Source organism: Streptomyces indicus, assembly GCF_900100315.1.
GTDB classification, from domain to species: Bacteria; Actinomycetota; Actinomycetes; order Streptomycetales; family Streptomycetaceae; genus Streptomyces; species Streptomyces indicus.
The window spans coordinates 1-22,731 of the sequence record NZ_FNFF01000019.1 but is presented as its reverse complement, the minus strand read 5'-3'; the positions used below and the strand labels follow the sequence as shown (position 1 = coordinate 22,731).

Here is a 22,731-nt window from a genome sequence, read left to right as displayed (position 1 = left end):
GCGGCGTCAGAGGACGAAGACGGTGGCGGGGAGTTGGGCGAGGGTGACGGGGGACTTCAGCCCGCCGTCGGCGGCACCCGTTCCGGGGTACACGCGCAGGGTCTTGCTGCCCGGCGCGTGCGCGACGAGGTCCGGCCGGCCGTCACCGGTGACGTCACCCGCACCGGCGAGCTCCGTGAGGCCGTTCCAGCCGCCGGTGCCGATGAGCTTGCGGGAGCCGAAGACGCCCTTGCCGTTGCCCGGGTACATCCACAGCCGGCCCGCAGAGTCCCGGGCCACGAGGTCGGACCGGCCGTCGGCGTTCATGTCCCCGGCGCCGACGAGCTCGTTCATCACGCTCCAGCCGCCACCGACACGGACCCGGCTGCCGAAGATGCCCTTGCCGTCGCCCGGGTAGGTCCACAGGACCCCCGCGGTGTCGGCGGCCAGCAGGTCGCGCCGGCCGTCGCCGGTCAGATCGCCCGCGGCCGCGAGGTCGCGCATGGTGTTCCAGCCGCCGCCCACGCGGACACGGGTACCGAAGCCGCCGTCACCGCGCCCGGGGTAGAACCACAGCACGCCGTCCTTGTCGCGCGCGTAGAGGTCCTCCTTGGCGTCGCCGTTGTAGTCCCCGTGCCGGGTCAGCTTGGTCATGGCGTTCCAGCCGCCGCCCACGAGGCGGGCGTTGTCGCCCGCCGCGGGCGGGTTGGTGGCCCACAGCTGGCCGAACTTGTTGCCTGAGACCAGGTCGGCGTATCCGTCGCCGTTCAGGTCGCCGAAGGCGCCGCTCGACGGCAGTCCGGCCGGACGGGGCTTGACCGGGCCCTCCCACTCATACGTGGGGCGCCGGCTCTCCCCGCCGCAGAAGAAGTCCGCCTCCGGGCCGAGGTCCAGGGAGCTGACAGCCTTGTCGAGCCACGGCTGGGAGGACTCGTCGAAGGACTCCTGCCCTGAGTAGAAATGCGTGGACTCCAGGCCGTTCTCCAGTCGCGGCGCCAGGAAGAAGCACACCGGGTGGTCCGTGTAGTTGGCGAAGGACCGGGTCCTGTTGTCCCACGACCCGAGGGTCAGCTTGCCTCCGCCGACAATCAACATCTCGCCCTGGCCGCGCGGTTGGCTGAAGAGGCAGAGCTTGTCCCAGGGACAGCGGTCGTACCCGCTCGCCGCCTCGGCCGGGCCTGCCAGCACTCCTGCGAGCAGGCCGGCGGTGGTGGCGGCCGTCAGTGCACCACGTATCAGACGGGAAAACACAGAACGCAACGGATTGTCTCCAGAAGGACCGTCAAAGGCGGATTCGCCAAGGAAAAGTGATCAGATGATCGGGCGCATCCTAGCGGGCGTCCACGGGGTTCAGGCAGCTCGATTACCTGGGATCTCGATCTCCGGTCCGATCGGCTTCGGCCCCGGGAAACTCATATGACCCGGCCTGCCCGTACGGCCTACGTTGTGCGTCATGCCCGACTCCGCCAAGCCGGCCGCCGCCGAACCCGACTCTGCCGGTTCGTACCGCACCCTCCTCAGCCGTCCCGTCCTGGCCTGGAGCGCGGTGGCCGTGGCCACGCGGATGCCCGTGGCCATGGCGCCGCTCGCGCTCGTGTTCCTCGTACGGGAGCGGCCGGGCGGCTATGCGTTCGGGGCGCTGCTCGGCGCCGTCTACGTCATCGGGGAGATCGCGGGCGCCGCCGTGCTCGGCACCCGGCTGCGGCCCGAGCGGGCCCGCCGCCAGCTGGCCCTCGGGCTCCTGGGCGGCGGTGCCGGGTTCCTGCTGCTCGCCCTCGCGCCCGATGCGCCGGGGCTCGTGCTCGGCGCCGGAGCGTTTCTCGCGGGGGCCGCGCCCGCCGGGGCCGCCGGCGGCCTGCGGGCGCTGCTCCAGTCCATGGTCCCCTCGGGCGCCGTCGCCCAGGCGCTCAGCTTCGAGGCGATCCTCAACTCCCTGATCTGGGCCGTCGCCCCGGTCGCCGCCACCTCGCTCGCGCTGTCGGCGGCCCCCTACGCCCCGATGATCCTCGCGACCGCGCTCGTGCTCGCCGCGACGGCCGGTCTGTGGCTGCTGCCCGCCGGCTGGAAGCCGGCCGAGGAGCACACGGAGGGCGGCTCCAGGGCGCGGGTGCTGCTGCGCGCCTGGCCCGCGTACGTGATGGGCGCCGCCACGATGTGCCTGCTCGCGCTCGCCGAACTCGCCCTGCCCGCCCTGCTCGCACAGCGCGGCTTCGGCGTGGGGCTGGCGGGCCCGCTGCTCGCGGGGTTCGCGGTCGCGTCCGCGGTCGGCGCCTTCGTGTACGGGACGCGGGCCTCGTGGCCCGGACGGCTCGCCACGCAGAGCGCCGTGCTGCTCATCGGCGTCTCGGCCTGCGCGGTCTGCATCGCCGTGGTGCCGTCGGTCACCGGGATCGCCGTGGGCCTGGGCCTCGCCGGTGTGCTCCAGGCCGGGGCGATCCTGACCCGCAACCTCGCGCTGCGCGAGACCCTGCCCGAGAGCGCGCTCGCCGCCGGATACTCGGTGATGTACGCGGCCGTGGGCGCCGGATACGCCCTGTCGGGCAGCCTCGCGGGCGGCCTGATGAACGTGACCACCCCGTCGAACGCCGTCCTCGTCGGCGTCGGCCTCACCCTCGTCCTGACCGCGGCGGGCGTCTGCGGCGACCGGCGGCTGCGCCGGGACGGGTCAACCCGCAAGGCGCGGACGCGGGTTGTCCGCGCGGAAGGTGCGCCGGTAGGCGGTCGGGGTGACACCGAGCGCGCCCATTAGGTGCTGGCGCAGCGACTGCGCCGTACCGAAACCGGCGTCCCGCGCCACCTGGTCGACGGAGAGCGCGCTGGATTCGAGCAGGTGACAGGCGCGCTCGATGCGCTGCCGGGTCAGCCACTGCCCGGGGCTCACCCCCACCTCGTCACGGAAGCGGCGCGTGAACGTCCGTACGGACATGGCCTGTTGGGCCGCCATGTCCCGCAGCTGGATCGGCTCGTGCAGCCGCGCGAGCGCCCAGGCGCGGGCGGCCGAGGTGGTGGCCCGCTCGGGCTCGGGCACGGGCCGCTGGATGAACTGGGCCTGCCCGCCGTCGCGGTGGGGCGGTACGACGGTGCGGCGGGCGATCTCGTTGGCGACGGCGGTGCCGTGGTCGCGGCGCACGATGTGCAGGCAGAGGTCGATCCCGGCGGCGACCCCGGCGGAGGTCAGCACGTCGCCGTCGTCCACGAACAGGACGTCCGCGTCCACGGCGACCTCGGGGAAGAGCTCCTGGAAGTGCTCGGAGTGCCACCAGTGCGTGGTGGCGGGCCGGCCGTCCAGATACCCGGCGGCGGCCAGCACATAGCCGCCCGTGCAGATCGCGACGAGCCGCGTGCCGGGGCGGATGTGGGCGAGCGCGGCGGCCAGTTCGGGGGTGAGGCGCCCCTCCTCGTACACCGGCCCGAGTTCGTACGAGGCCGGGACGACCACGGTGTCGGCGGTGGCCAGGAGCTCGGGCCCGTGCTCGACGTGGATCGCGAAGTCGGCGTCGGTCTGTACGGGGCCGGGCGGGCGGATCGAGCAGGTGCGCACGTCGTAGAGCGGCTGCCCGTCGGGGCCGACGGGGCGGCCGAAGATGCGGTGCGGGATGCCGAGCTCGAAGGGGAGCGCACCGTCGAGCGCGAGGACGGCAACTCGGTGCCGGTGCGGCGCGGGCACCGCTTCGAGCCGGGGGCGCTTGGAGGATCCCATGGCCCGATCCTAACGAATGCTGTCCTTCGGGCCACTCGTTCCGTCATCGCGGGACGGCCAGGATGATCCCGTGACGCAGACATCCGACGCCGTGCCGCAGCCGGCAGACGCCGAACCGGTACCGCAGCCTGTGGCGGCCCCGGTCGTCCCGGAGAGCCCCGACCGGCCGCAGCCCGCGGCCTCCCGGACGCCCCGCACCCCGCGCATCCACCGCGCCTGGTGGGTGGCCGCGGTCGCGTTCGTGACGATCCTGGGCGCCGCCGCCTTCCGCTCACTGCCCGGCCTGCTCTTCGAGCCGCTCGAGGAGGACTTCGGCTGGTCGCGCGGCACCATCGGCCTCGCGGTCTCGGTGAACCTCGCGCTGTACGGCCTCACCGCCCCGTTCGCGGCCGCGCTGATGGACCGCTTCGGCATCCGCAAGGTCGTGGCCGTCGCGCTCACGATGATCGCGGTCGGCTCGGGCCTCACCGTATGGATGTCGAGCTCGCTCCAACTGATCCTCTACTGGGGCTTCCTGGTCGGCCTCGGCTCGGGCTCCATGGCCCTCGCCTTCGCGGCCACCGTCACCAACCGCTGGTTCACCGAACGCCGCGGCCTGGTCACCGGCCTCCTCACCGCCGCGAGCGCCTCCGGCCAGCTGATCTTCCTGCCGCTGCTCGCGTGGATGGTCGAGGACGGGGAGTGGAAGCCGGCCTCGGTCACGGTCGCGCTGACCGCCCTCGCCGTCGTCCCCTTCGTCTGGCTGCTCCTGCGCGACCACCCCGCGGACGTGGGCCTCGCACCGTACGGGGCAAAGGAGTTCGTGCCCAAGCCCGCCCCCGTGCAGGGCGCGGCCCGGCGCACCCTCAAGGTCCTCTTCTCGGCGGCCCGCACCGGCCCGTTCTGGCTGCTCGCCGGCACCTTCGCCATCTGCGGCGCCTCCACCAACGGCCTGATCCAGACCCACTTCGTGCCCGCCGCCCACGACCACGGCATGCCGGTCCCGGCCGCCGCCTCCCTCCTCGCGGTGATCGGCGTCTTCGACATCATCGGCACAGTCTTCTCGGGCTGGCTCACCGACCGCTTCGACTCCCGCCGCCTGCTCGGCGTCTACTACGCCCTGCGCGGCATCTCGCTCCTCTTCCTGCCGATGCTGCTCGCGGACTCGGTCCACCCCCCGATGATCTTCTTCATCGTCTTCTACGGCCTCGACTGGGTCGCCACCGTCCCGCCCACGATCGCCCTGTGCCGCGAGCACTACGGCGAGGACTCGGCGATCGTCTTCGGCTGGGTGCTCGCCTCGCACCAGGTGGGCGCGGCGATCGTCGCCTTCCTCGGCGGAGTGGCCCGCGACGCGTTCGGCTCGTACGACGTGGTCTGGTACGCGTCGGGGGCGCTGTGCGCGGCGGCGGCGCTGATGGCGGTGGTGATACGCAAGGGACAGGCGGTGGCGGCGCAGCGGTAGAGCGAGCGGGGCGGGGACCGTCAAGTCCCCACCCCACGCGCGCAGTCGATAGGGCCGCCCCTCAGAAGGTCAGCACCCCGCGCGCCACCCGCCCCCCGTGCAGGTCGTCGACGGCCTTCGCGAAGTCCTCGACCGGATACGTGGCCGTCACCAGCTCGTCGAGCAGGAGCCGTCCCTGCTGGTACAGGGACGCGTACAGCGGGATGTCGCGCTGCGGGCGCGAGGAGCCGTAGCGGCAGCCGAGGATGGACTTGTCCAGGAACATCGCGGCGGGCAGGAAGGAGGCCTCCGTCTTCGCGCCCGTCATGCCGAGCAGCACGGCCTGGCCGTGCCGGTCGAGGAGTTCCACGGCCTGGCGGATCAGCTTCGGGTTGCCCACGCACTCGAAGACGTGGTCGGCGCCCGTCGGCAGGATCTCGCGTACCGCCTCGCTCGTGTCCTCCACGGCCGAGGCGTCGATGAAGTGCGTGGCCCCGAACTGCCGTGCCGCGTCCGCCTTCGCGGGATTGGCGTCCACGGCGACGATCGTGGTGGCTCCCGCGATCCGGGCGCCCTGGAGGACGTTGAGCCCGATGCCGCCGGCACCGATCACGACCACCGTGTCCCCGCGGTCCACGCGGGCCCGGTTGAGCACGGCCCCGACCCCCGTGAGCACCCCGCACCCGATGAGCGCCGCCGAGGTCAGCGGGATCTCCTTCGGGATCTTCACGGCCTGCACGGCCTTCACGACGGTCCGCTCGGCGAAGGAGGAGTTGGAGGCGAACTGGAACAGCGGGTTGCCGGCGCGCGAGAACGGCTGCTGCGGCATGCCGATCGCCTTGCGGCACATGGTCGGCCGCCCGCGGTCGCAGTCCGCGCAGGCCCCGCAGCTGGCGAGCGTGGACAGCGAGACGTGGTCGCCGGCGGCCACATGGGTGACCCCGGCGCCCACCGCCTCGACCACGCCCGCGCCTTCGTGCCCGAGCACCACCGGCACGGGGAACGGGATGGTCCCGTCCACCACCGAGAGGTCGGAGTGGCAGAGTCCGGCCGCGGCGATCGCGACAAGCACCTCGCCCGGCCCCGGATCCCGAATCTCCAGGTCGTCGATCACCTGGGTCTGCTTGCCGTCGAATATGACGCCCCTCATCGGCCCCCTCCTTGGGATCCTTTGGGTTCTCTGGGCAGCCCGAGCACGCGCTCGGCGATGATGCCCCGCTGTATCTCGTCCGAGCCGCCGTAGATGGTGTCGGCGCGCGTGAAGAGGAACAGCCTTTGCAGTGCGTCCAGTTCGTACGGGGCCTGCTCGCTCCAGTCCTGCGGCCCGACGGTCGCGAGCGTGCCGCGCACCTGCATCGCCAGCTCGCCGAGCCGCTGGTGCCAGCCGCCCCAGAGCAGCTTGGCCACGCTCGGCGCGCCCGGGTCGCCGCCAGAGCCCAGCGTCCTGAGCGCGTTCCAGCGCATGGTGCGCAGCTCGGCCCACTGCCGCACGAGCCGGTCCTTGACCACGGGGTCGCGGACGGCCCCGCTCGCGGCGGCCTCCCTCAGCACCCGCCCCAACTCCTCGGCGAACCCGATCTGTTGGACGAGCGTGGACACCCCGCGCTCGAAGGCGAGCAGCCCCATGGCGACCTGCCAGCCGTTGCCCTCGCCGCCGACCACGTGCTCGGCGCGGGCCACGGCCCCGTCGAAGAACACCTCGTTGAACTCGATCGTGCCGGTGAGCTGCCGGATCGGCCGGACCTCGATCCGGCCCGGCTGGTCCATCGGCACCAGCAGGAAGCTGATCCCCTGGTGGCGCACGGACCCCGCCTCGGTCCTGGCCAGCACGAAGCACCAGTCGGCGTCGTGGGCGAGAGAGGTCCAGATCTTCTGCCCGCTGATCCGGTACGTGTCACCGTCCCGCACGGCGGCCGTCCTGAGCCCCGCGAGATCGGATCCCGCCCCGGGCTCGCTGTAGCCCTGACACCACATGTGCTCCCCGCGCGCGACGGCGGGCAGGAACTCCTTCTTCTGCTCCTCGCTGCCGTACGCGAGCAGGGTGGGCGCGAGCAGGTTCTCGCCGATGTGCCCGTAGCGGGCCGGGGCCTGGGCGCGGGCGTACTCCTCGGCCCAGACGACCTGCTGGGTGAGGGTGGCGGTGCGATTCCCGTACGGGGTCTTCGTCTTGTACGCGGTCCGGTCCTTGCCCGAAGGCGCGAGCAAGCCCGCGCCCTCCCACCCGATCCCGACCCACCCACCGGCCCCGAGCTCCCGCTCCCAGGCACGCCGAACCTCCCCGCCCTCGTGCTCGCTCCCGGGCCCGCCGCGTCCCCTGGCCTGGGCGAACTCCCCGGTGAGGTGCTCTTCGAGCCAGCCCCGGGCCTCGCTGCGAAACGCCTCGTCCTCGACCCCGAACTCGAAGTCCATACGCCCACCTCCTCCTCGCCGTTGCGCCTGCGGCGGGCGGATTTCCCCCACCCCGCCCCTTCCCGAAACTGGGGGCTGCGCCCCCAGACCCCCCTTTCGCGCTGAACGCGCTCGTCCTCAAACGCCGGACGGGCTGAAATCCAGCCCCTGCGGCGATTGAGCAGATCCGACCGAAGGTCGGATGCGGGGTCCGGGGCGGAGCCCCGGTTTCGGGAAGGGGCGGGTAGGGGAAATCCGCCCGCCGCAGGCGCCCACCGCAACCACAACGCACCCGCACCCGACAGCGCACCGAGGCGGGGTCTCCGCCCCCTGCACCCCCGCACCCCACCCCAACCCCCAGAGCGGCCCTACGCGTTGGGCCGCTCCTTCGCAGCCGCAGCCCGAGCCATCGCCTCCAACTGCGCCAGCATCGGCATCGGATCCACCCCCACCGTCCCCGGCAGGAAGTCCGCGATCTTCTCGGGGGTCCACGCACCCTCCGCGTACCCCGTCCGCAGCTCCCGCGGCTGAGCCCACACCGCGATCTTCGGCCCGGCGATCGTGTACACCTGCCCGGTGATCTTCTCCTCGCGGGCCCGGTCCGAGAGCAGATAGACGACCAGCGCCGCCACGTCCTCCGGCGACCCGATCTCCTTCAGCTCCATCGGCACGTTCGCCGACATCCGCGTACGGGCGACGGGCGCGACCGCATTCGCCGTCACCCCGTACTTGTTCAGACCAAGCGCCGCCGAGCGGACCAGCGAGATGATCCCGCCCTTCGCGGCCGAGTAGTTGGCCTGGGCGACCGAACCCTGGTGGTTCCCCGACGTGAAGCCGATCAGCGTCCCCGACCCCTGCTTGCGCATCACCGCAGACGCCGCCTTGAAGACGGTGAACGTGCCCTTGAGGTGCGTGGCGACCACCGGGTCCCACTCCTCCTCGGACATGTTGAACAGCATCCGCTCGCGCAGGATCCCAGCCACGCACACGACCCCGTCGATCCGCCCGTACGTCGCCAGCGCGACATCCACGATGCGCTGACCGCCGGCCATGGTCGAGATGTCGTCGGCGACGGCCACCGCCGACCCGCCCGCCGCCTCGATCTCCTTGACGACCTGCTCGGCGACCTCCGAGGAGGGCTCGCCGCCCTCGATCGAGACCCCGTAGTCGTTGACGACGACCTTGGCTCCCTCGGCGGCGGCCGCGAGCGCGACCGCACGGCCGATGCCCCGGCCTGCGCCGGTCACCGCCACGACCTTGCCTGCCAAGAAGTTCCCCACGTCGTGCCCCTTCCCGCGGTTTCTGACGGACCGTTAGATTCTAGGGGGCACGGGATACGCGAGCACAAGCCCCAGCAGGCAACGGACTCCGCCGACTTGACGCACTCGACCGCACCGGACCGCACCGCACTCGACCGCACCTGAGGAGAACGACATGGGTCTGCCCCCCGAGTTCCACGACATCGCCAAGCGCGTCAACAACTGGGGACGCTGGGGCGCCGAGGACGAGATCGGCACCCTGAACCTCATCACCGACGAGGTGGTGAAGGGCGCGGCGGCCGAGGTCCGCTCGGGCCGGCGGATACCGCTCGCCCTGGACCTCCAGGACAACGGCGTGCAGACGGGCATGATCCCGGGCCGCGTGAACCCGATGCACACGATGGTGATGCTCAACTTCGAGATGTTCGGGCCCGGTACGGTCGCCACCAGCGACGACGCCGTGACGATGGGGCTCCAGTGCGCCACGCACTGGGACGCCCTCACTCATGTCTCGCACTCGGGGAAGATCTACAACGGCCGCCCGGCCGACTCGATCACGGCCCACGGCGGCTCGGCGTACAGCGGGATCGAGAAGGCTCGGCATGTGGTGTCGCGCGGTGTGCTGCTCGACGTGGCGGCCGCGAAGGGCCTCGACCGGCTGCCCGGGGACCACGCGGTCACGCCCGAAGACCTCGCGGAGGCCGAGGAGTTCGGCAAGGTGAAGGTGCGCGCCGGCGACGTGGTCCTGGTCCGCACCGGCCAGATGCAGCTCTATCTCCAGAGCGACAAGCACGGGTACGCGACGCCGTCACCGGGCCTGTCGATCCGCACCCCTGAGTGGTTCCACGCCCGGGACGTGGCGGCGGTCGCGAACGACACGATGGTCTTCGAGATCTTCCCGCCCGAGATCGAGAACCTCTGGCTCGGCGTGCACGGGCTCCACCTCGTGGAGATGGGCATGATGCAGGGCCAGAACTGGAATCTGGAAGAACTGTCCACAGCCTGTGCACAAGAACAGCGCTACGCGTTCCTGCTCTCCGCGATGCCGGAGCCGTTCGTCGGCGGCACGGGCACCCCGGTCGCCCCGGTCGCGATCCTCTGACCCGACGTGACGCCCGCCGTCCGGTGGGGCGCTTCCCTCGGGGAGCGCCCCACCGGCCGTCTCCGGCGTTCAGAAACCGCCCTGTTGGCCCTGAGGGCTGACGCCGGCACGACTCGCACTCGCCGAGGCCGAGAGCCCGTCATCGTCTTACGCCCTCGACGTCCCCTCGCGGCGAATCGCCACCCACAAGCGTGATCAAACGGACACGTCACGTCAACACCCACCTGCGGCCTATCTCCCGTATCGCACGGAAAGTCCGGGAAATGAGGGGAAGTTCAGCGAGGGCAAGCGGGCATGCACGCACTCAGAGGGCGTGCACCACGATCCCGGAGGGCGACGCGACCGCCTCGGCGGCGCAGGCGCCGGCCGAGCCGCGGTCCACCTCGCACCAGATCCGCTTGCCGCCGGTGGACTCCTCCTGCCAGCCCCAGCGGTCGGCGAGCCCGTCGACCAGGGCGAGTCCGCGTCCGTGGGTGTCGTCCTCGTCGGCGGCCCGCGGCCGGGGCGCACGCGAGGAGGAGTCGTCCACCTCCACGCGGACGGTCCCCGCGGGGGCGGGCACGTCGGGCAGGAGCATGCGCAGCACGGCCGGACAGCCGGTGTGCACCACGGCGTTGGTGACCAGTTCGGAGATGAGCAGCACGAGGGTCTCGGCCACCGGCTCATCCGCTTCTATGCCGCAGACGGCAAGGCGCGACCTCGCCCACCTGCGGGCACGCCCGACCTCGGCCGGGTCGGCCCCGACCTCCATCTGAACTTGAAGCACCTGCACCGCTCACACCATCCGAACCGGCGGGACCGCTAGGGAGACAGCCTCGTGCCACGCAGGGGTCACGGACCGTGATCCCCGTACGGGACAGCATGGTTGACGTACAGTCACCCCAACAAGCGCTTCGGGCATATTCCAGCGCGAAGGAGTACGCGTACGGCATACTGTGCGACGCGCGCTCGGGGGGCTCGAACAAGCAGGCGCGGGACGGCGCCGGACCGTGCGAGCACGGCACGTCACGGCCTCCGGTGCCACCTCGCGGGCGACTCCGGGACGGCTCGGACGCTGAACCACTCGCACCTCACGGAGCGTACCGGAGCAAGGGCCCGACTCCGGGACGTGGCGAGTCGCCCGCGCGACTCAACCCGATCGTGGCCCCGCTCCGGTTACTCAGCGCTGTCGTTCAGGGGAGAGCTGCCGGACGTCATCCCACTTCGACGAGCAGCTCCGCAAGAAGTTCCGTCAACGCACCCTCCGACACCCACCGCTCCTTGCGCACCCAGGCGCGCTTGAGATGCAGATGGACATCGGCCTCCCATGTGAAGCCCATCCCGCCGTGCACCTGGAGGCAGTCCCGCGCGCAGCGCACCGCGGCCTCGTCGGCGAGGAGTTTGGCGCCCGCGATGTCCGCGGCCTCGCAGGTGACGGCCGCCGCGTAGACGGCGGAGCGGGCCAGTTCGGTGCGGGCCAGCATCTGGGCGCACAGGTGCTTGACGGCCTGGAAGGAGCCGATCGCGGCCCCGAACTGCTCGCGTTCGCGGGCGTATTGGACCGCCATCTCCGTCGTACGGGCCGCGCTGCCGAGCTGCTCGGCGGCGGTGAGGAGGCCGACGAGCGGGTCGGCGGCGGGCGCGGGTTCGGGCAGGCGGTGCAGCGGGGTGAGCGGGTCCACGGAGCGGACGGGGGTGAGGGCGCCGTCCGCGAAGCCGCCCTCGGCCGTGTCCGCGGGCGGGAGCAGCGCGTCGGCCGCCTCGTACCACTCGACGAGCGCCCCGTCCGGCTGCGTGACGATCACGCTGCCGTCCGCGGCGCCCTTCACGACACCGGCCGCGAGGTGGGTGGCGATCAGCGGTCCGGGCAGCAGGGCGCGGCCCGCCTCCTCGAACAGCAGGACCGCTTCGGGCAGTCCGAGCCCGACGCCGCCCTCGTCCTCGGGCAGCCGGAGCGCGAAGAACCCGGCCTCGCCGAGCTTGCGCCACAGGCCGCGGTCCAGGGTGCCGGGGGCGTCGACGGCGGCGCGCAGGGTGTCGCGGCCGAAGCGCCCGGCGAGCAGCTCGCGCATCCCGGCCTGCAAGGCCCGCTGGTCCTCGGTGAGTTGGAAGTGCATGGGCGTGGCTCACCGGCCCTTCGGGAGGCCGAGGATGCGCTCGGCGATGATGTTCTGCTGGATCTGCGAGGTGCCGGCCGCGATGGTGTACGAGAGCGAGGACAGGCGGTCGAGCACCCACTCGTGGTCCACGTCGAGCGAGCCCGCGCCGAGCACCTCGGCGGCCGTGTCGTACAGCTCCTGGCGTGCGTGCGAGTAGCGGAGCTTGAACACCGAGCCGCCGGTGCCGGGCACTCCCCCGGTGGCTTCGGACTCGCTGACGTTCCACTGCGTGAGCCGCCACAGGGCGGCGAACTCGGCGCTCAGGAGCCCGAGTTTACGCCGCAGCACGGGGTCGTCCCAGCGGCCGTTCTTGCGGGCCGCGTCCGCGAGGGCGGTGAGCGTGCGGCGGCAGGCGACCACCTCGCCGACGAAGGCCGTGCCGCGCTCGAAGGACAGCGTGACCATGGTGACGCGCCAGCCGTCGTTCTCCGCGCCGACCCGGTTCGCGACCGGCACCCGCACCTCGTCGAGGAACATCTCGGCGAACTCGGTGGAGCCCGCGAGGGTGCGCAGCGGCCGGATGGTGACCCCGGGGGCGTCCATGGGCATCGCGAGCCAGGAGATGCCGCGGTGCTTGGGCGCATCGGGGTCAGTGCGCACCAACAGCTCGCACCAGTCGGCCACTTCGGCGTGCGAGGTCCATATCTTGGAGCCGGTGATCACGTACTCGTCGCCGTCGCGCGCCGCCTTCGTGCGCAGGGCCGCTAGGTCGCTGCCCGCGTCCGGTTCGCTGAAGCCCTGGCACCACACCTCGTCGCCGCGCAGGATCGGCGGCAGCCAGCGGGCGCGCTGCCCGGGCGTCCCCTCGGCGGCGATCGTGGGGCCCGCGTGCAGCAGCCCCACGAAGTTGGCGCCCACGTACGGCGCGCCCGCCTTCTCCGTCTCCTCCAGGAAGATCAGGTGCTGGGTCGGGGTGGCGCCCTGCCCGCCCGCGTCCACGGGCCAGTGCAGCCCCGCGTATCCGGCGTCGTACAGCCTGCGCTGCCAGCCCATGTCGTACGCGCGCCGGCCCGGCCAGTCGTTCGGGTCGGGTTTGGGCGGGAGCGTGGGCAGCACCTGCCCGAGCCACTCCCGCAGCCGCGCCCTGAACTCCTCTTCCTCTTCCGTGTAGGTGAGGTCCATGGGCTATCCGGCGTTCTTCGCCGACCAGGGGAAGGTGAGGCCCCGGTCGAAGTCGAGGTCGAGCATGCGGATCGCGTTGCCGCGCATCAGCTTGTAGACCGTCTCGTCATCGAGGCCCTTCACGTGGTCGAGGGCGACCTCCTTGGTGTGCGGGAAGGTCGAGTCCACGTGCGGGTAGTCGGTCTCGAAGGTGGCGTTGTCGCGGCCGACCACGTCGAGCGAGGCGACGCCGTGCTTGTCGCGGAAGAAGCAGCAGAAGATCTGCCGGTAGTAGTACGTGGACGGCGGCTCGGGGATCAGGTCGCGCACCCCGCCCCAGGCGCGGTGCTCCTCCCACACGTCGTCGGCGCGCTCCAGGGCGTACGGGATCCAGCCCATCTGGCCCTCGGAGTAGGCGAGTTTGAGGGTCGGGAACTTCACGAGGACGCCGCTGAACAGGAAGTCCATCATCGAGGCCATCGCGTTGTTGAAGCTGAGCGAGGCCTGGACGGCGGGCGGGGCGTCGGGCGACGCGGCCGGCATCTGCGAACTGCTGCCGATATGCATGTTCACGACGGTGCCGGTCTCCTGGCAGGCTGCGAAGAACGGGTCCCAGTAGCCGGAGTGGATCGACGGCAGCCCCAGGTGCGTGGGGATCTCCGAGAAGGTGACGGCCCGCACGCCGCGCGCGGCGTTGCGGTGGATCTCGGCGACCGCGAGGTCGATGTCCCACAGCGGGATGATGCACAGCGGGATCAGCCGGCCGCCGCTGTCACCGCACCACTCCTCCACCATCCAGTCGTTGTACGCGCGCACGCAGGCGAGCGCGACCTCCTTGTCGTGGGCCTCTGCGAAGGTCTGGCCGCAGAAGCGCGGGAAGGTCGGGAAGCAGAGGGAGGCCTCGACGTGGTTGAGGTCCATGTCCTCCAGGCGCGCCTTGGGATCCCAGCAGCCGCGGCGCATCTCCGCGCGCGTGATCCCTTCCAGGGTCATGTCGTCGCGGTCGAAGCCGACGGCGGCGATGTTGCGCTTGTACGGGAACTTCAGGTCCTCGTAGATCCACCAGTCGGTGGGCGGACCGTCGGGGTCCATCGTGATCTGGTACTTGCCGGCGATGTAGGCGAGTTCGCCGATGCCCGCGGTGAGCGGCTTGGGTCCGCGGTCCTGGTACTTCTTCGGCAGCCAGGTCTCGAAGAGATGCGCGGGCTCGATCACATGGTCGTCGACGCTGATGATCCGAGGCAGTTCCATTGGGGGTCCCCTCACCCGACGCGCACGGGGCGTCGACTGGTCCTGGTGCGTTCCGCGTTTCTGATGGATCGTCAGATAGAGGCTAGCCCCCGCACCTCTGGACCGACAAGGCGCGGAAGCCTACGCTCTTCCCCGATCTGACTGCCCGTCAGGAATGAGCATCTTCGGGTTTACGGAGGCCACCGCGATGAGCGATGCGACACTCGACTCGGCGCCCACGTTCTGGGAACTGATCTGCCGCCGCGCGGCCCGCACCCCGCATCGCCGCGTCCTGATCCAGGCGGAGGCGGCGCCCGAGGACGACCGCACCCTCACCTTCGCCGAGCTGCGCGACCGCGGCGAGCGCGTGGCGGCCGGGCTGTGGGAGATGGGGGTCCGCCCGGGCACGGTGGTGGCCTGGCAGCTGCCCACCCGGATCGAGACGGTCCTGCTGTCCGCCGCGCTCGCCCGCATCGGCGCGGTCCAGACGCCGATCATCCCCTTCTACCGGGACAAGGAAGTGGGCTTCGCGCTCCGCGAGTCCAAGGCGGAGTTCTTCGCCTCGCCGGGTGTGTGGCGGGACTTCGACCACACGGAGATGGCGCGCCGCCTCGGCGCACGCGGCATCTTCGAGGCGTACGACTCCCTGCCGGACGGCGACCCGCGGATCCTGCCCCCGCCGCCGGCCGAGGGCACCTCGGTGCGCTGGATCTACTGGACCTCGGGCACCACCTCGGACCCCAAGGGCGTCCTGCACACGGACCGTTCGCTGATCGCGGGCGGGTCGTGCCTGGCGCATGCGCTGCATCTGTCGCCCGAGGACGTGGGGTCCATCGCCTTCCCGTACGCGCACATCGGCGGTCCTGACTACCTGGTCATGCTCTTCCTCTACGGGTTCCCTGCCGTGCTCTTCGAGAAGTTCGCGCTGCCGGGCGCGCTGGAGGGCTACCGCAGGCACGGGGTGACGACGGCGGGCGGGTCGACGGCCTTCTACTCGATGTTCCTGGCCGAACAGCGCAAGAACCCGGGCGAGAAGCTCATCCCGACCCTGCGCCTGCTCGCCGGCGGCGGCGCTCCGAAGCCCCCCGAGGTCTACCACGCCGTCGTGCGCGAGATGGGCTGCCAGCTCACCCACGGCTACGGCATGACGGAGGTGCCCATGATCACGATGGGCGCGCCCGACGACACGGTGGAGAACCTCGCGACCACCGAGGGCAAACCGCCCACGGCGATGTCCATCCGCATCACGGACGCGGACGGCAAGGAGCTGCCGCCACTCGCGGACGGCGAGGTGCGGCTCAAGGGCGAGGCGGTCTGCCAGGGCTACCTCGACCCGGCCCAGACGGCCGAAGTCTTCGACGCGGACGGCTACTTGATCACGGGCGACCTGGGCCACCTGACGGAATCAGGCCATCTCGTCCTCACCGGCCGCGCGAAGGACGTGATCATCCGCAAGGGCGAGAACATCTCGGCCAAGGAGATAGAGGACCTGCTGCACCGGCACCCGGGCGTGGGCGACGCGGCGGTGATCGGACTGCCGGACGAGGTACGCGGCGAGCGGGTGTGCGCGGTGATCGAACAGCGCGCGGATTCGCCGGAGTTGAGCCTCGACGAGGTGACGGCCTATCTGCGCGGCGAGGGCCTGTCGGTGCACAAGCTGCCGGAGCAGCTGGAGGTGGTGGACGCGCTGCCGCGCAACGAGACTCTGCGGAAGGTGCTCAAGTACAAGCTGCGGGAGCAGTTCTCGTAGACGAGACGGCTCTCGCAGGAGAGAGGTCTCGTACGAGAGAACACGCTCTCGTACGAGAGAAGGCCCTCTCGTACAAGAGATACGGAAGGGCGGTCCCTGGCGACGGGACCCGCCCTTCCGACGTGCGGCAGCGCGCCCTACGCCTCCGGATCCGGAGTGGTGAAGTACGCGGCGAATGCGGCGAGGAGCTGTTCCTCGGACGGGATGCGGCCCGTGTTCTCCGGGTCCAGGGCCGTGGTGGCCGCGGGGATCGCGTCCGGGGTGACGCCGAGTACGCGCAGGACCCGGCCCGCGTCCTCGGCCGTCACGCCCTGGCCGTCCCGGTCCGCGACCGCGAGCACGGCGCGCAGGAACGGCCGGGCGATCTCGGCGAAGCGCTGCGGGCTGTCCCGCAGCCGCTTGACCGCGCCGGTCACGAACTCCTCGCGCGTCACGCGCTGGTCGCCGTCCACATCCGCGATCCCGGCCATGCCCTGCCAGAACGCCTCGGCGCCGATGTACAGCGCCTGGCCCTTGTCGCAGCGGGCGGTCACGTCGAACTCGGCGAGCAGGGCCTTGGCCGCGGAGGAGAAGTCCTCGCGGTCGATATAGCCGTTGCCGTCCTGGTCGAAGCTGGCGAAGCGGGCGGCAATCCTGCGCTCGTACTCTGCGCTGTCCATCTCGGCTGCCTCACTCATCGGGTGCGGTTGGGTCACGTCAGGGGCGAGCGTACGTCGGGCTGCGCGCCGTGCGCCCGGAAAGTTCGCCCTCGTATCGAGACTGGTGAGAATCTGCGACAAGCGCCTGCGCCCTGTGCGTCCGTGATCGACTGTGCGGGTGGAAGCTGTTGCGAGTGTCATAGCCGTGGTGGGAACTCTGCTGGGTGTGGGCGTGAGCCATGTGTTCCAGCAGCGGGCGCTGGTGCGCGGCGAGCGGTTCACGCGGGCCGAGCAACTGCGCCAGGAGCGGCTTCAGGTCTACAGCTCGTTCGCGGGCGCGCTGATGATGTACCGGCGGGCGCAGATGGAGCGCTGGCTGATCTGCAACGGCGGGGAGTTCGAGGAGTCGCACGCGGCGCTGCGGGCGCGCGCCTTCGATCTGCGCGTCGAGGTGTACGAAGGGCTGTTCCGCGTGCGGCTGGTGACGGGCGGGGCGCAGGCGGGGCCGGAGGGCGCGGCGGAGGCGGAGGCGGCGCTCGAGCGGGCGCAGGAGGCCCTCGACTGCATCACGCGGATCCCGAAGGCGGAGGGGCGGGAGGAGTTCCTGGCGTTCTGCACGGAGGCGAAGGAGGCCGTCAACGACTTCGTGGCGCTCGCCAAGAACCATCTGTGAGCGGCCTCGCCTGGGTCAGGCGGACAGCGGCTGGGCCGCGTCGTCCGAGGCCGAGACCGCGTCCGGGTACACGTCGAACAGGCGCCGCACGCCGAGGGCCGCGAGGACGCGGTTGACGTGGGAGCCGTCCTCCGCGCCGCGGGCCGGCAGGATCAGGCGCAGCCGGCCCTGGCAGGAGCGCAGCAGCCGGCGGGCGGCGATCAGGACGCCGACGCCGGAGGAGTCGCAGAACAGGACTTCGGACAGGTCGAGGACGACGCTGTGCCGGCCGTCCGCGACGGCGTCGTGCACGCGCTGACGCAGGACGGGTGATGTCACCAGGTCCATCTCACCGCTGACCTGGATGACGGCCCAGCCGCCCCGATCCGCCTCGGTCACCTTGAGCGTCACGTCATGCCTCTCGCTCGCCGGACTCGTCCCGGGCCTCGGCCCCGAAGATCCGGAAGCAGTTCTTTCGCTTCCTGGGTTCGCGGCTGCCCATCAGCTCCGCGCTGAAACACGCGGCGGCCGGGCTCGGCGGCACGCCCCGGGACAGGTCCTGCATCACACCTGCCTCACGCTTACCTCCGAACCCCTATCACGTTTCGTCGGATTCGATCCATCTAGATCGACTTCGGTCACGTTCATTCAGTTGCTCTGCGCAACGGAAGGTGACGCATTCGTTACCATCCCGGGCCCGGGCGCGGGCGCACATTGCCGTAAAGGGGCGTACGCGGAGGGCGCCTCGCACTACATTCGAGGTGCAGGGGAAAGCGCACGCTGGCACGTGACGGTCGGAGGGGGCCCGATGGCGAAGGACGCACCACCCCGCTGGGACCGCAGGATGCAGCAGCGGCTCGCGCGCGGGGAGGCCGCGGCGCTGGGTGAGCTCTACGACCGCTTCGCCTCGCTCGTGCACAGCCTCGCCCACCGGGTGCTCGACGACGAGGACGCCGCCGACCGGGTCACGCGCGAGGTGTTCGCGCTGGTCTGGGAGAACCCGGAGGCCTACGAGCCCAAGCAGGGCACCATGCGCTCCTGGATCGCCTCGCTCGCCCACCGCCAGGCCGTGCAGCGGCTGCGCAAGGAGGGTGCGGCGGCGCTCGCGGAAGGCGGCGAGGGCAGCGCCGAGGACCTGGAGCGCAAGGTGCGCGAGGCCTCCGCGGCGGCGCGCGCCGACTACATCGTCACGTCCATGCCCGCGCCGCTGCGGGCCGCGCTGGAGCTCGCGTACTTCCAGCGCCGCGACTACCGGCAGACCGCCGCCGACCTCGGCGTCACCGAGGACGAGGCGCGCCGCCGGCTGCGGCTCGGCCTCCAGCTGCTCTCCTCGGCCAACGACCGGAAGAACAGGGGCAATCCCTGGAAGCACGGATACGGGAGAGCGACATGAGCCCCGATCCGTTCGATCCGCTCGGCCCGGGCGACGGCGGCCCGGGGGACGAGGAGCGTCCCGGGGCGTCCACCCCGCCGCGGATACCACCGCCGCGCGAGTCCGTCGAGGACTCGGGCCTGCCGCTGCCCGAGCCCGCCGCGCCCGCGCCGCCGGTCCTGGAGCACGACGTCCTCAAGTCGCTGCTCGGCGCGTGGGCGCTGGCCGCCTGCTCGCCGGAGGAGGCGGCCGCGGTCGAGCTGCACCTGGGCACCTGCGGCCCGTGCGCGGACGAGGCGCTCAGGCTCCGCGACGCCGTCGGCCTCCTCCAGCCGGAGGAGAGCCTCGACCTCGACCCGGGCCTGCGCTCGCGGGTCCTCGCGGGCTGCCTTGACCGGCGTCCGCCGCGCATCCCCGTACCGGACTGGGCGGCTCCGTACGACGCGGAGACGGCGCGGCTCGACGCGCTGCTCCAGGACATCGGCGACGGCGAGTGGCACGCGCCCGTACGGCTCAAGTGGTACGACGGGCAGGCCGACCGTCCCGTGAACCGCCGCACCACCGTCGCCGGGGTGATCGCCCACCTCCTGACGGTCGACGGGCTCGTCGCGGTCGCGCTCGGCATGGAGGACCCGCTCGGGGAGCTGGCGCCCGCGTCCGGGGAGCCGCGCGAGCGCACCGAGACGTACTGGAAGGCCTCGCACTTCCCGCCCACCCGCACCGTGCGGGTGCCGTGGCGCGAGCAGACGCACGCACTCGTGCGCACGGTGTCGTTCGCGGGCGGCGGATCCGGCCAACTCTCCGTGCCGTACGGCGACTTCAGCCTCCCCCTGCGGGACTCGCTAGTGGACCGGGCCTTCGAGTGCTGGGTGCACGCGGGGGACATCGCGGACGCCGTGGACTACCCGTACGAGCCGCCGTCCCCGCGCCACCTCAACCGGATGATCGACCTCGCGGCCCGGATGCTCCCTTCGGCCCTGGCCCAGCGCCGCCGCGAGGGCCTCGCGGCCCCCGCGAAGGGCCTGGTCCGCGCCGGCTCCCCGGGCCGCAGCCTCCGCCTCGAGGTCGAGGGCCTGGGCGGCGGCGAGTGGCTGATCGCCCTGGACTCCCCCGGCGCGCTCGGCTCAGCCGACCACGAGGTGGCCCATGTCGCCCTGGACGGCGTGGAGTTCTGCCGCCTGGCAGCGGGACACGTGGTACCGGAGGAGGCGGCCGCCGGGCAGGACGGCGACCGGGAGGCGATCCGGGATGTGCTGTCGGCGGCGGCTTCTTTGAGTCGGATGTAGGGGTTGGTGGGGGCGGCTGTCGGGGGGCCGGGCGTTCGCGGGTACGCGTGCGGGGGCGTCCGCGGGTGCGCGTGCGTTCGTGGGTGCGCGTGCGTTCGCGGGCGCCGCGCGGGGGTGCAGGGGGCGGAGCCCCCGCCTTGGGCGCGGTGATCGGTGCGGTGCACCTGCTCGGTGCGGGTCGGATCGGGCCCAGGTGGGCGCCTGCGGCGGGTGGAGTTCCCCTACCCGCCCCTTCCCGAAACCGGGGGCTCCGCCCCCGGCCCCCCGGGTGGGCACCCGAACTGAGGCTCCGCCCCAGCCCCTTGGGAGGGCACCCACGCGAGGGCTTCGCACCCTGCACCCCCTTTGGGGCTTCGCCCCTTGCCCCCGATCGCGCCTGGACGGCGCTCGTCCTCAAACGGCGGAGGGGCCGAAAGTGCCCACCACCACCTGGGCCTCCCAGTCCTCGTCCGTGACGACCTTGGCCGAGAGGCCCGCCCCCTCGAACAGCCGTAGTGCCGAGGGGACTTGGGACTCGGTCGCCTCGATGAGGACGTGACCGCCCGGGGCCAGCCACGCCGCCGCCTCCGCCGCCACGCGGCGGGCCACCGTGAGGCCGTCCTCGCCCCCGTCGAGGGCCGTGAGGGGCTCGTGTTCGCGGGCCTCCGAGGGCAGGAACGGGATGTCCGACGTACGGACGTACGGGACGTTCGCCGCCAGGAGGGAGATCCGGCCGCGCAGGTGGCGGGGCAGGGCGGCGAACAGGTCGCCCTCGTGCACCCGCGACGGCGGCAGGTTGCGGCGGGCGCAGGACACCGCCGCCGGGTCGAGGTCGGCGGCGTGCAGGTCCGCGTCGGGCAAGGCGGCGGCGAGCGCCGCGCCCACCGCGCCCGAGCCGCAGCACAGGTCCACGATCACCTGGGCCGTCGGGCTCGGGGAGTCCGGGGGCGGGGAGTTCGGGGCCCCGGTGCTCGGGGGGCCGCCGGGCAGGGCGTCGGCGGTGAGCAGGTCGAGGGCGACCGTGACCAGGAACTCCGTGCGGCGGCGCGGGACGAAGACGCCGGGGTCGAGGAGGATGCGCAGGCCCGCGAACTCGGCCCAGCCGACGACCTGTTCCAGGGGTTCGCCCGCGATGCGGCGGAGCGTCATGTCCTCCAGGGCGGCGGGCGACGGCGCCGCGTCGCGGAGCAGTCGCGCCTCCTCCTCGGCGAAGACGCAGCCCGCCGTGCGCAGGCGCACGACGAGAGGGTCGTACGCGTCAGGGAGCGCAGCGCCGGGGAGTGTCATCCGCCTACCGCCTCGGACGCCGTGTACCGGCCAGCTTTCACCACCTCTGCACCCTACGTGACCATGCCCGGAGCAGCGGCACGCCGATATCGTGAACCCCATGCGGACGTCCCGTAGCACCGTCAACTCCGCGCCAGGACAGGAGAGTTGGCGCGTCAGACTGTTCCGCGCCGAGGAACGGACCGAGCCGCGCGGAGCCGGGGTCCTGCTGCACCGGCGGTACGTGGTGAGCTGCGCCCATGTCGTGCTGCCGCCGAGGGAGCAGGTGGAGTGGGGTGCCGGGAGCGTTCGCGCGGTGCGGTCCGTGCGGCCGTATGACGACCTGTATGTGGACTTTCCCGGGGCCGGCGGGGCCGCCGGCCCGATCCGGGTGCGCGTGGTGGATGGGCGGCTGCTGCCGCCGCGGGCCGGGCGGGGCGGCGATCTCGTGCTCCTGGAGCTGGAGCGCGAGCCGGGCGAGGAGGTGCAGCCGGTCCGGTTGCACCGGCAGATCCCCGCGCGGGGCGCGCCCGTCCAGGTCACCGGGTACCCGCCCGACCTGCTCGGCGGCGAGCGCGCCGGGACGGTGCTGCTCGGGCTCGGCGATCCGGAGAGCCTGGCCGGGGTGAGCGGGGGCGCGGACGAGGGGCGGCGGCCCGCCTCCGGATGGGTCACGCTCGACCTGGAAGGGATGCGGGCGCCCATCCGCCAGGGCTACAGCGGAGCCGGTGTCGTCCACGCCGGGACGGGACGGGTGATCGGGCTGCTCACCCACCGGCCCGGGCGCCGCGGCAGCGCACTGCCCGCCGACCGCCTCGAACACGCCTCCTTGATCCCGACCGAGACCGTCCAGCGCGAACTGCGCCTGGACGAGCTGGGGATCACGGTCACGGGGGTACGGGCCGTGGCGGGGGACATCGCCCGTCCCGCGCGGGCGTCCGCGCGTCGGGAGTCCGCGGCCGGATCGGGCGACCCCGGGCTCCGGCGGCGCCTTGTGCGGTGGCTGGACGGGGAGTTCGACGCGCTGCCGGTGGAGGTCGTGTACGTACGCGAGGGCCACGGGGATCTGGACACGCTGCGGCAGACCCTGCTCGCCGCCGACCGCGAGCTCCAGTCCCGCGAGGGCGGTGCGGGGGCGCCCGCGGCGCCGCGGACCGCAGGGCCGTTCGCGGGACCGCTCACCGGGACGATCGACTTCGCCGTGGACGCGACCGGTCGGACCGCGTCCGGCCTGATCCGCCGGTTCGCGGAACGGGCCGGCCTCACCGCGGAGGTTCCGGCGCCACGGTACCCCGAGCCCACCTCCCCGCACCCCGAGACCACGCCACCGCACCCCGGGCCCGCATCACCGCACCCCGACCCCACGTCACCGCACCCCGGGCCCACCTCCCCGCACCCCGGCCCCACTTCGCCCCGCCCCGCCGCCACTCCGCAGCACCCCGACACCGCACACCCGCACCCCGACCCC

The 22,731-nt window shown here is 72.4% G+C and carries 20 protein-coding genes; 8 read left to right on the top strand and 12 right to left on the bottom strand.

The features are described 5' to 3' along the window. Nucleotides 1–6: 6 nt before the first annotated feature. Nucleotides 7–1,230 (bottom strand): FG-GAP-like repeat-containing protein, encoded by a 1,224-nt coding sequence (locus BLT97_RS31900; protein ID WP_245769665.1) that lies wholly within the window; start codon nt 1,228–1,230, stop codon nt 7–9. Between the two features lie 202 nt (nt 1,231–1,432). Between BLT97_RS31900 and BLT97_RS31895 the strand changes: the two genes are divergently transcribed. Next, entirely contained in the window at nt 1,433–2,728 is a 1,296-nt protein-coding gene (locus tag BLT97_RS31895; RefSeq protein WP_093616528.1) for an MFS transporter, read from the top strand. Here the strand turns inward: BLT97_RS31895 and BLT97_RS31890 are convergent. Next, nucleotides 2,645–3,679: a GlxA family transcriptional regulator gene (locus BLT97_RS31890; protein WP_093616526.1), complete on the bottom strand. Its 1,035-nt coding sequence runs from the start codon at nt 3,677–3,679 to the stop codon at nt 2,645–2,647. The genes BLT97_RS31895 and BLT97_RS31890 overlap by 84 nt on opposite strands. 70 nt (nt 3,680–3,749) lie before the next feature. Here BLT97_RS31890 and BLT97_RS31885 point away from each other — a divergent pair, with 70 nt between their 5' ends. After that, nucleotides 3,750–5,123: an MFS transporter gene (locus BLT97_RS31885; protein ID WP_425442790.1), complete on the top strand. Its 1,374-nt coding sequence runs from the start codon at nt 3,750–3,752 to the stop codon at nt 5,121–5,123. A 61-nt stretch (nt 5,124–5,184) separates the two neighbouring features. On the opposite strand, the gene BLT97_RS31880 is transcribed toward BLT97_RS31885, so the two are convergent. The 3 genes from BLT97_RS31880 to BLT97_RS31870 form a co-directional block, all read right to left on the bottom strand. After that, nucleotides 5,185–6,252, bottom strand: a complete 1,068-nt coding sequence (locus tag BLT97_RS31880; RefSeq protein WP_093616524.1) for a Zn-dependent alcohol dehydrogenase — start codon at nt 6,250–6,252, stop codon at nt 5,185–5,187. Then, a complete protein-coding gene (locus BLT97_RS31875; protein WP_093616522.1) occupies nt 6,249–7,511 on the bottom strand; it encodes an acyl-CoA dehydrogenase family protein in 1,263 nt (420 codons plus the stop codon). Before BLT97_RS31875 ends, BLT97_RS31880 begins: the two co-directional genes overlap by 4 nt. Before the next feature lie 347 nt (nt 7,512–7,858). Next, entirely contained in the window at nt 7,859–8,770 is a 912-nt protein-coding gene (locus BLT97_RS31870; RefSeq protein ID WP_093616520.1) for an SDR family oxidoreductase, read from the bottom strand. Between the two features lie 154 nt (nt 8,771–8,924). Between BLT97_RS31870 and BLT97_RS31865 the strand changes: the two genes are divergently transcribed. Then, on the top strand, nt 8,925–9,851 hold the full coding sequence (locus BLT97_RS31865) for a cyclase family protein (RefSeq protein ID WP_093616518.1): 927 nt from the start codon (nt 8,925–8,927) through the stop codon (nt 9,849–9,851). 304 nt (nt 9,852–10,155) lie between these two features. On the opposite strand, the gene BLT97_RS31860 is transcribed toward BLT97_RS31865, so the two are convergent. The 4 genes from BLT97_RS31860 to BLT97_RS31845 form a co-directional block, all read right to left on the bottom strand. Then, nucleotides 10,156–10,623, bottom strand: a complete 468-nt coding sequence (locus BLT97_RS31860; protein ID WP_093616516.1) for an ATP-binding protein — start codon at nt 10,621–10,623, stop codon at nt 10,156–10,158. 421 nt (nt 10,624–11,044) lie between these two features. Further along, complete coding sequence (locus BLT97_RS31855) at nt 11,045–11,947, bottom strand: acyl-CoA dehydrogenase family protein (RefSeq protein ID WP_093616514.1); 903 nt, start codon at nt 11,945–11,947, stop codon at nt 11,045–11,047. Nucleotides 11,948–11,956: 9 nt separating this feature from the next. Continuing rightward, entirely contained in the window at nt 11,957–13,111 is a 1,155-nt protein-coding gene (locus tag BLT97_RS31850; RefSeq protein WP_093616512.1) for an acyl-CoA dehydrogenase, read from the bottom strand. Between the two features lie 3 nt (nt 13,112–13,114). Continuing rightward, nucleotides 13,115–14,341, bottom strand: a complete 1,227-nt coding sequence (locus BLT97_RS31845; RefSeq protein ID WP_093616510.1) for an amidohydrolase family protein — start codon at nt 14,339–14,341, stop codon at nt 13,115–13,117. A 187-nt stretch (nt 14,342–14,528) separates the two neighbouring features. On the opposite strand from BLT97_RS31845, the gene BLT97_RS31840 reads away from it, so the two are divergent. After that, nucleotides 14,529–16,070 carry a class I adenylate-forming enzyme family protein gene (locus tag BLT97_RS31840; RefSeq protein ID WP_093616508.1) on the top strand — a complete coding sequence of 514 codons (1,542 nt, stop codon included), beginning with the start codon at nt 14,529–14,531 and terminating at the stop codon, nt 16,068–16,070. 137 nt (nt 16,071–16,207) lie between these two features. Here the strand turns inward: BLT97_RS31840 and BLT97_RS31835 are convergent, their stop codons facing one another. Then, nucleotides 16,208–16,729 (bottom strand): EF-hand domain-containing protein, encoded by a 522-nt coding sequence (locus tag BLT97_RS31835; RefSeq protein WP_093616506.1) that lies wholly within the window; start codon nt 16,727–16,729, stop codon nt 16,208–16,210. A 187-nt stretch (nt 16,730–16,916) separates the two neighbouring features. Between BLT97_RS31835 and BLT97_RS38105 the strand changes: the two genes are divergently transcribed. Next, nucleotides 16,917–17,381, top strand: a complete 465-nt coding sequence (locus BLT97_RS38105; protein ID WP_176953961.1) for a hypothetical protein — start codon at nt 16,917–16,919, stop codon at nt 17,379–17,381. A 15-nt stretch (nt 17,382–17,396) separates the two neighbouring features. Here the strand turns inward: BLT97_RS38105 and BLT97_RS31825 are convergent, their stop codons facing one another. Continuing rightward, a complete protein-coding gene (locus BLT97_RS31825) occupies nt 17,397–17,771 on the bottom strand; it encodes an STAS domain-containing protein (RefSeq protein WP_093616502.1) in 375 nt (124 codons plus the stop codon). Nucleotides 17,772–18,168: 397 nt separating this feature from the next. Here BLT97_RS31825 and BLT97_RS31820 point away from each other — a divergent pair, with 397 nt between their 5' ends. Together BLT97_RS31820 and BLT97_RS31815 are read left to right on the top strand one after the other, a co-directional pair. Next, a complete protein-coding gene (locus tag BLT97_RS31820; protein WP_093616500.1) occupies nt 18,169–18,753 on the top strand; it encodes a sigma-70 family RNA polymerase sigma factor in 585 nt (194 codons plus the stop codon). Further along, nucleotides 18,750–20,018 (top strand): zf-HC2 domain-containing protein, encoded by a 1,269-nt coding sequence (locus BLT97_RS31815; RefSeq protein WP_093616498.1) that lies wholly within the window; start codon nt 18,750–18,752, stop codon nt 20,016–20,018. The genes BLT97_RS31820 and BLT97_RS31815 overlap by 4 nt, the downstream gene beginning before the upstream one ends. A gap of 393 nt (nt 20,019–20,411) precedes the next feature. Here BLT97_RS31815 and BLT97_RS31810 read toward each other — a convergent pair whose 3' ends face one another. Beyond that, entirely contained in the window at nt 20,412–21,284 is an 873-nt protein-coding gene (locus BLT97_RS31810; RefSeq protein WP_093616496.1) for a methyltransferase, read from the bottom strand. A gap of 100 nt (nt 21,285–21,384) precedes the next feature. On the opposite strand from BLT97_RS31810, the gene BLT97_RS31805 reads away from it, so the two are divergent. Beyond that, a partial coding sequence (locus tag BLT97_RS31805; RefSeq protein WP_143041422.1) for a trypsin-like peptidase domain-containing protein occupies nt 21,385–22,731 on the top strand: 1,347 nt, incomplete at its 3' end.

Coding starts and splice junctions, on each gene's coding strand:
- BLT97_RS31875 (WP_093616522.1), bottom strand. CDS start 7,511: ATGGACTTCGAGTTCGGGGTCGAGGACGAGGCGTTTCGCAGCGAGGCC.
- BLT97_RS31820 (WP_093616500.1), top strand. CDS start 18,169: ATGGCGAAGGACGCACCACCCCGCTGGGACCGCAGGATGCAGCAGCGG.
- BLT97_RS31880 (WP_093616524.1), bottom strand. CDS start 6,252: ATGAGGGGCGTCATATTCGACGGCAAGCAGACCCAGGTGATCGACGAC.
- BLT97_RS31810 (WP_093616496.1), bottom strand. CDS start 21,284: ATGACACTCCCCGGCGCTGCGCTCCCTGACGCGTACGACCCTCTCGTC.
- BLT97_RS31865 (WP_093616518.1), top strand. CDS start 8,925: ATGGGTCTGCCCCCCGAGTTCCACGACATCGCCAAGCGCGTCAACAAC.
- BLT97_RS31895 (WP_093616528.1), top strand. CDS start 1,433: ATGCCCGACTCCGCCAAGCCGGCCGCCGCCGAACCCGACTCTGCCGGT.
- BLT97_RS31845 (WP_093616510.1), bottom strand. CDS start 14,341: ATGGAACTGCCTCGGATCATCAGCGTCGACGACCATGTGATCGAGCCC.
- BLT97_RS31890 (WP_093616526.1), bottom strand. CDS start 3,679: ATGGGATCCTCCAAGCGCCCCCGGCTCGAAGCGGTGCCCGCGCCGCAC.
- BLT97_RS31850 (WP_093616512.1), bottom strand. CDS start 13,111: ATGGACCTCACCTACACGGAAGAGGAAGAGGAGTTCAGGGCGCGGCTG.
- BLT97_RS31855 (WP_093616514.1), bottom strand. CDS start 11,947: ATGCACTTCCAACTCACCGAGGACCAGCGGGCCTTGCAGGCCGGGATG.
- BLT97_RS31840 (WP_093616508.1), top strand. CDS start 14,529: ATGAGCGATGCGACACTCGACTCGGCGCCCACGTTCTGGGAACTGATC.
- BLT97_RS31835 (WP_093616506.1), bottom strand. CDS start 16,729: ATGGACAGCGCAGAGTACGAGCGCAGGATTGCCGCCCGCTTCGCCAGC.
- BLT97_RS31815 (WP_093616498.1), top strand. CDS start 18,750: ATGAGCCCCGATCCGTTCGATCCGCTCGGCCCGGGCGACGGCGGCCCG.